Origin of the sequence: Pseudorhodoplanes sp. (assembly GCF_050250235.1) — a bacterium.
GTDB lineage: Bacteria > Pseudomonadota > Alphaproteobacteria > Rhizobiales > Xanthobacteraceae > Pseudorhodoplanes.
Genome location: NZ_JBFWPA010000047.1, coordinates 43,880 through 51,542, shown reverse-complemented (window position 1 = coordinate 51,542; position 7,663 = coordinate 43,880). Strand labels below are relative to the sequence as shown.

Annotated in this window: 7 protein-coding genes; all 7 read right to left on the bottom strand. The window is 62.2% G+C overall.

Annotated elements, in window-relative coordinates; all coding sequences use genetic code 11:
* On the bottom strand, positions 1 to 746 hold a 746-nt coding region (locus AB7F49_RS20120; protein ID WP_428525574.1), incomplete at its 3' end, for a thiamine pyrophosphate-binding protein.
* A 21-nt stretch (positions 747 to 767) separates the two neighbouring features.
* Positions 768 to 1,511: a GntR family transcriptional regulator gene (locus tag AB7F49_RS20115; protein ID WP_428525572.1), complete on the bottom strand. Its 744-nt coding sequence runs from the start codon at positions 1,509 to 1,511 to the stop codon at positions 768 to 770.
* 107 nt (positions 1,512 to 1,618) lie between these two features.
* Positions 1,619 to 3,121 carry a tripartite tricarboxylate transporter permease gene (locus AB7F49_RS20110; RefSeq protein ID WP_428525570.1) on the bottom strand — a complete coding sequence of 501 codons (1,503 nt, stop codon included), beginning with the start codon at positions 3,119 to 3,121 and terminating at the stop codon, positions 1,619 to 1,621.
* Between the two features lie 44 nt (positions 3,122 to 3,165).
* The gene (locus tag AB7F49_RS20105; RefSeq protein WP_428525568.1) at positions 3,166 to 3,666 is read right to left on the bottom strand and encodes a tripartite tricarboxylate transporter TctB family protein; all 501 of its coding nucleotides are present in this window, start codon (positions 3,664 to 3,666) and stop codon (positions 3,166 to 3,168) included.
* 63 nt (positions 3,667 to 3,729) lie between these two features.
* Positions 3,730 to 4,737: a Bug family tripartite tricarboxylate transporter substrate binding protein gene (locus AB7F49_RS20100; protein ID WP_428525566.1), complete on the bottom strand. Its 1,008-nt coding sequence runs from the start codon at positions 4,735 to 4,737 to the stop codon at positions 3,730 to 3,732.
* A gap of 287 nt (positions 4,738 to 5,024) precedes the next feature.
* Entirely contained in the window at positions 5,025 to 5,909 is an 885-nt protein-coding gene (locus AB7F49_RS20095) for a VOC family protein (RefSeq protein ID WP_428525564.1), read from the bottom strand.
* 133 nt (positions 5,910 to 6,042) lie between these two features.
* Positions 6,043 to 7,542, bottom strand: coding sequence for a hypothetical protein (locus AB7F49_RS20090; protein ID WP_428525562.1), 1,500 nt, complete (start codon positions 7,540 to 7,542; stop codon positions 6,043 to 6,045).
* Between the last annotated feature and the right edge of the window lie 121 nt (positions 7,543 to 7,663).

The following is a 7,663-nucleotide window of genomic DNA, read 5'->3' as shown; positions in this document are numbered from 1 at the left end:
GCGCCCCACTTCTCCACGACCTGGCGGCACAGGTCGTCGCATTGCGCGTAGGCGGCACCCTTGCCGAGGATGATCAGCGGCTTCTTCGCCGATTTGAGCACATCGAGCGCGCGGTTGACCGCGTCGGGCGCGGGAATCTGGGCCGGCGCCGCATCGATCACCTTGACCAGCGACTTGCGCCCCTTCTCTGCATCCATCACCTGGCCGAACAGCTTGGCCGGCAGATCGAGATAGACGCCACCGGGACGGCCCGACACCGCCGAGCGGATCGCGCGCGCAAGCCCGATGCCGATGTCCTCGGCATGCAGAATGCGGTACGCGGCCTTGCAAAGCGGCTTGGCGATGGCGAGCTGGTCCATCTCCTCATAATCGCCCTGCTGCAGGTCGACGATCTCGCGCTCGGAGGAGCCCGAGATCAGGATCATCGGGAAACAGTTGGTGGTTGCGTGCGCCAGCGCGGTCAGGCCGTTGAGAAAGCCCGGTGCCGACACCGTGAGGCAGACACCCGGCTTCTTGGTCAGGAAGCCCGCGATCGAAGCGGCATAGCCGGCATTCTGCTCGTGGCGGAACGACAGCACGCGGATTCCCGCGGCCTGAGCCATGCGGCCGAAATCCGTGATCGGAATGCCGGGCACGCCGTAGATCGTATCGAGGCCGTTGAGCTTCAACGCGTCGATGATGAGATTGAAGCCGTCCGTCAGTTCCTGTTCGGATTCCGGCTTTTTGGCGACCGCGGCTTCGGCCATGACTAAACTCCCCTCGAAGACTTAATCCAGATAATCGGCATATTGCGCGACATGCTCGGCAAGGCCGAGCGCGTGGTCGCGCACCAGCGCTTCGGCGCGCGCGGTGTCGCGTGCTTCCAGCGCCTCGATGATGTTCATGTGATCGCGGATCGAACGGTCGACGCGGTCGCGCTCGACAATGGTCTTGCGCCGGATCATTCGCATGTGGGTAAACAGATTCTCGGCAAGATCGATCAGCACCGAATTGCCGCTCATGCGAATGATGGTCTGGTGGAACTCGATATTCACCTCGGAATATTCGTCAAGATGCGCGCGCAGCTCGCCGTCGACGAAGGTCGCGAACATGTCGCGCAATGTCGTAACATCGGCGTTCGCGTTCTGCGTGATCAGCCGTGCCGCCATCCCCTCCAGAGCCGCCCAGGCTGTGATCAGCTCGATCACTTCCTTCCTGGTCTTGCGCACGACATAGACACCGCGCCGCGGCACCGAACGCACGAAGCCCTCGCGCTCGAGCTGCGCCATCGCCTCGCGCACGGGGGTGCGGCTGATGCCGAAATCCTGCGCGAGCTGGCGCTCGTCGAGCCGGATGTCGCTGCGGCTGCGGTAGATGTCCATCGACACGATGACGTTCTTCAGCGCCGCATAGGCCTTGTTCTTGAAGCTGAACGAGGTGTCGATCGGCTCGATTGCAAGCCGATGGGCTTCGCCCTCCGCCCGCGGGCGGATCGCCGAAGTCCCGGAAAGCTTCGTCGTGTCCGAATTCATCCCTGCACCGTGCACCGGGCTCTGGAATACAATATTCCACAGCCCGGTTCAATGGGTTCGCAAACCCTGCGTCCGGGGTCGCCCCGGGCGCATGATCTCTCGGCCACTCAGGCCGTCTTGGTCCGCAGCAGCCGCGTGTAGCCTTCCTGGATCGCCGACCAGAACAGCGCGACGAGGCCAAGAATCATGATGCTCGAAACCAGCGCGTTGGAGAAGAAGACGCCAAGGTTTCCCTGCGAGGAGAGCAGCGATTGCCGGAAGGACTCTTCCGCCATCTTGCCGAGCACCAGCGCAAGTACCAGCGGCGCCAGCGGGTAGTTGCATTTCTTCATCACATATCCAAGGACACCGAAGACCATCATCATGATGACGTCGAAGACGTTGTTGTTCACGGTGTAGGCGCCGATCGCGCACAGCACCAGAATCACCGGCGCGATGATGCTGAACGGGATGCGCAGGATTGCAGCCAGCACCGGCACGCAAGTCAGCACGATGATGAGGCCGATCAGATTGCCGAGATACATCGAGGCGATCAGGCCCCAGACGAATTCCTTCTGCTCCACGAACAGCATCGGTCCGGGCTGCAGACCCCAGATCAGCAGGCCGCCGAGCAACACGGCTGCGGTCGGCGAACCCGGCACGCCGAGCGACAGCATCGGCAGCAGCGCCGCGGTGCCGGCGGCATGTGCCGCGGTTTCGGGCGCGACGACGCCTTCCACTTCGCCCTTGCCGAAATTGCGCCCGTTCTTGGAGACGCGCTTGGCGATTCCGTAACTCATGAATGAAGCCGGAGTCGCGCCCGCCGGGGTGATGCCCATCCAGCATCCGATGACGCAGGAGCGGATCGACGTCGCCCAGTATTTCGGTAGCTGGGCCCAGGTCCGAAGCACGACCCGCAGATCGATCTTCGCCTTGCCGCCGCGGAAGTTCAGGCCTTCTTCCATCGTCAGCAGGATTTCACCGATACCGAACAGGCCAATCACCGCGATGAGAAAGTCGAATCCGTTGAGAAGTTCGGTGAATCCGAAGGTGAGGCGCAACTGCCCGGTGATGGCATCAAGGCCGACCGCGGCGAGCGCAAAGCCGATCATCATGGAGGCGATGGTCTTGAACGGCGGCTCCTTGCTCAAGCCCACGAAACTGCAGAACGCCAGGAAATAGACCGCGAACTTCTCCGCCGGCCCGAATTGCAGCGCGAAACTCGCCACGAGCGGCGCCACCAGCGTGATCATGATGACAGCGAACAGCGCGCCGATGAAGGATGAGGTGAAGGCCGCAGTCAAAGCCTCACCGGCCCTGCCCTGCTGCGCCATCGGGTGGCCATCGAACGTGGTTGCGACCGACCATGGCTCGCCCGGTATGTTGAACAGGATCGACGTGATCGCGCCGCCGAACAATGCGCCCCAGTAGATACAGGTCAGCATGATGATCGCCGAGGTCGGCGACATACTGAAGGTCAGCGGCAGCAGAATGGCGACGCCGTTGGCGCCACCCAGTCCGGGCAGCACCCCGATGAGGATGCCCAGCACGATGCCGATCACCATCACCATGATGTTGAAGGGCTGCAGCGTTACCGCGAAGCCGTGAAACAGATTTCCGAGTTCTTCCATCGTCGTTGCCCCGAACTAACCCCTGTAAGACGGCATGCGCACGGTCAGAGATTGAGCCATTGCTCAATCGGGCCCTTGGGCAGCGCGACCAGGAACCACTTCTCAAAGACGAAATAGACAACCAGCGGCACGCCGATCCCGACCGCTGCCACGGTGGTCCAGCCATATTTGCCGAGCCATCGCATGAACCAGGCGATGAAGATCGCGGAAGAGACATAGATGCCGATATATCCGACGGCGAACGCGTAGATCGTGGCCGGGATGACGACGCTCAGCACCTGCCGGAGCTGGCTCCATTCGGCGAAAATCCCGCCCGGTGCATCCGGCCGCACTGCGTTCCAGAGGTTGACCGCGCCCGAAATCACGATCGAAATCCCGATATAGAATGGGAAGAAACCGGCCTTCGGTCCTTCTGCGCCCCAGCCGATCCCGGCGCTGACGCTGCCGGCGATGGCGATCAGTCCGAACACGATGACCAGCAGCGCGACGCCGGTTTCTACCGACTTGTGCGATGGCCCGGTACTGCGCGACTCTTGTGTATTCATAATAACCTCGGACGGGTCAAAAAAAGGGCCGGCGGTCCTGACGACCGCCGGCCTTGATGTTGATTACTGCGCGAGGAAGCCAGCGTCCTTCATCAACGCTCGGTGCCGGTCTTCTTCCTTGGCGACCCACTTGGCATATTCGTCGCCGGTCATGAAGGTCGTGTTGAAGGCACCGTTCTTCATCAGATCCTTCCATTCCGGAGTCTCGCGCACCTTCTTGAACAGCTCGACGTAATAGTCGACCTGCTCCTTGGTGGCCTTGGGCGTCATGAAGATGCCGCGCAGCATCAGATATTCCATGTCGAGGCCCTGCGACTTGCAGGTCGGGATGTCACTCCATGCCATGTCGGGCGTGACCTTGTCCTTGTAGGCGAGCGGCTGGCCGTCGAACACGCAGAGCGGACGCAGCTTGCCGCCGCGCCATTGCGCGACCGCCTCGATCGGATTGTTCACCGTCGAATCGACGTGATTGCCGACGAGTTGCACCGCCACCTCGCCGCCGCCCTTGAACGGGATGTAGGTCAACTGCGCGCCGGTCGCCTTCTCGATCGCAACGGTGATGATCTGGTCTTCCTGCTTGGAGCCGGTGCCGCCCATTTTCATCGACTTGGCGGGCGCCTTCTTCAGCGCCTCGACATAGTCCTTCACGTTCTTGTAGGGCTTGTCGGCATTCACCCACAGCACGAATTCGTCGAGCGCCAGCATGGCGACCGGCGTGAGGTCCTTCCAACTGAAGGGAAGGTTGTTTGCGAGCGGCGTGGTGAACAGGTTCGACAGGGTGATGATGATCTTGTGCGGGTTGCCGGCCGAGGACTTCACATCGAGGAAGCCGTCAGCGCCGGCACCGCCGGCCTTGTTGATGACGACCATCGGCTGCTTCATCAATTTGTGCTTGGTCACGATCCCCTGGATCGCGCGCGCCATCTGATCGGCGCCACCGCCGGTGCCGGCCGGAATGATGAATTCCACGGGCCGGGTCGGCTCCCACGCCGCGTGGGCCGGGAGTGCGAGACTGCCCGCTCCGACAACCGCGAACGCACCAAGTGCAAAATGCGCCTTCGAATATCTCATCTGCGTCTCTCCCATCGATTGATCGCGCCAGTCTTACAGCCGGCTATAACAGCGTTGCCACAAGTTGGTTGGACCTGCATGCGACAAATTCGCATCGGCCAACCGGTCCGTAGAGTTGCAGGGTAGGCATATCGAACCGCGTTTGAAAAGCTAATTATTCATAATAACGTCGACGGTACGACAGATTTCTTGCTTCATGCGCAGCGCAAGCCTTCGTAATGCGGCGCAATAATTCACGCCGCGATGCACAAGGCCGATGCAGCCGGCCCGTCTCACCCGAGCGGAGGTCAGTCGGCGATGAATGGCGTGAGTGCCTTGCCGTAACTCTCCGGCGGCTGCGAGCCCCAGCGATCGAGGACATTGCTCGAGGAATTGAATTCCCAATTGCCCGGCTCGTAGAGATCGTCATTGTCGATGCGTTCGAGCCCGAACGACACCTCCACGACGCAGCCATTCGGATCGAGATAATACGAAAACAGATTGTTGCCCGGACCGTGCCGGCCGATGCCCCAGAGCAGGCTGCGACCCTTGGCGACCAGCGAGTCGGCAACGGCAGCAAGATCGGTGATGCCGTGCGCATCGAAGGCGTAATGGTGCAGCCCGTTGCCGGGTCCGCAGGCGAATGTGTGATGATAGCCGTCCGCGCAGCGATACCAGGCGCGCTCGTATTGAGTCGTGCGATCCGAGAGTTTCATTCCAAGCATGCGCGTGACGAGATCGTGGAAGCCTTGCGGATCGGTTGCGCGCAGATTGACGTGCTCGAGCCGGCGCACGCGCTTGCCATTGATCGAAGACGGCGCGATGTCTTCGCGCGCGATCGGGGTGTGAACCTCGAAGATCGGACCGTAGGGCGTGGCAAACCGAACCGCCCGGCTGACCTTCGGCAACAGCGGCGTGTCGGCGAGAATCGCCAGCCCCTCGGATTTGGCGCGCCGATACACCTCATCGACCGAGGCTTCGTCCATTGCCTCCAGACCGACGGCGCGGATCCCGCGGCGATCGTCCCGCAGATAGGCGACATCGCAGAACCGCGCGTTCGACGACACGAAAGCCGCATCGGAATCGACATGGGAGACCCGCACGCCGGTCATGTCGGCAAGATCGCGCGCCGAGCCGACCGGGTCCGGAGTCGCGATCACGACAGAGCCCATCTGTCGGATGAGATGCGTCATGCGGGCCTCACGCGTTAGGTTCGCGTGATCATGCCATCCGCATCAAATACATCCAAGACTTGCCTGCCATACAAGGCTTGCCTGTCATACAAGGCTTGCCTGCCATACAAGGCTTGCCTGCATCCGCGCGCCCCTATTGCGAGGATGTCGATTGCTGCGCGGCATCCGTCGGCAAAGCGGGCTTGGCCTGAATTTCGGCGGGTGGAGCCGGCGGGGCCGTCTCTGCAGGCGTGGCAACTGCCTCGGCCTGCACGGGCGCGGCAGGCATCACCAGAGGTGCTGAGGGCGAAGGTGTTGCAGGGGTAGTGGCCGTCGTGGACGGCGCTGCCCTCTCGGCCGCCGCCGGCGCGGCCGGCACCGCAGCTTCCACCGGCTGCGGCTTCACCACCGGGCTCTCCGAGATGGCCGGACGCAACTGCTTCCGGGTGCCGATATCCTTGCGGACCGCCAGCAGAACATTGGATTCGTTGGTCCGCCAGCGATAGCCCATGCCCCAGTCGAGCGGCTTCACCGACCCGCGACGATAGATGTCGGCGAGCTGGTTCTGGAAGCGCCCGGGGAAAATCGCGATCGGCCCGAGATAGCGGCCAAACGGATGCAAGGTCCACTGGTCCGGCTTGAAATAGACCACCGGTATCCCGGAATCGTCCTGCACGACATATTCGGCATTGTTGATGACGAAGTCGCGCACCTGAGAGAAGTTGCCGCTATGCGGCAGATAGGACGCCGCCTTGAACAGCGCGTCACCCCTTCCGAAACTTTCGACGAATTTCAGAAAGCCGGAATTCTTCACGCCGGAATCCGAAACATCGGTGGAAAAATAATACAGCGTCTGCTTCGCCTTTCCGGCGCCGCCATGGAAGGTGATCTTCACGCCCTGGACGCCGCGCTGCGGCGCGCTGCGGTCGACAGGAGCGACCGTGCCGTCCGGGCTGAGAGTCACGAGCGTGATGTCATCGATCGTCTTCTCGGCGCGGGCGATATACACCATCAGGATCGGCAGCGTCCCCGACAGCGCGGTCTCGCGCAGCTGATGCTTCATGTTCTTGGTGATGAAGAAGCTGAGCGAGATCGACGACGCCATCGACGAGCGCAGGTTTCCGAGCGCGCGGCGCGAATATTCGTTGATCACCGGAATCCGGCCGACCGGCTCAAGCCCGCTCAGGATGTAGGTCGATGCCTCCGGATAGAAGGCATCCGCATAGAGAAAGTCCGGACCGCTGAACATATAGAATATCGGCGCGCCGGCGCGGTCCTTGATATGGGCCCTGGACCAGGCGCGGATCTTCGACAGACGCTGGGATTCGAGCTGACGCCAGGACTTGTTGAACGACGCGGCATGACCCTGCCAGACGGGATCCCGGGCCACCTGCTCCAGGCTGTTATTCTGCACCGGCAGACCGGCCAGGAAACGGGCGGTGTCGTTGAAGCTTGCCTGTTCCGCAAAGGGCGCGGGGACCAGCGCCTGGGCCGGCAGTGGGGCCGGGGGCGGCGCTTCGCGCGCCGGTGCCTGCCGGGCCTTGCGTGAAGGAGGATCGCCGAAAAAGAAAAACTGGGCATGGCCCGCGGGCGTCATGGCCGCAAGCAACGCGGCCGCCAGGACCGGGGTCAGGAAGCGGGGAAAGTGCAACATTTGGATTGGATGCCTGTGATCGGGAACGCCGCAAGAACCATGGAAGCGTTAACACACGGACACCGCGGCGAGTCTATCATTGCAAGCCCGTGACCATGTTCCGGTCGCGATTCGGTCCTAG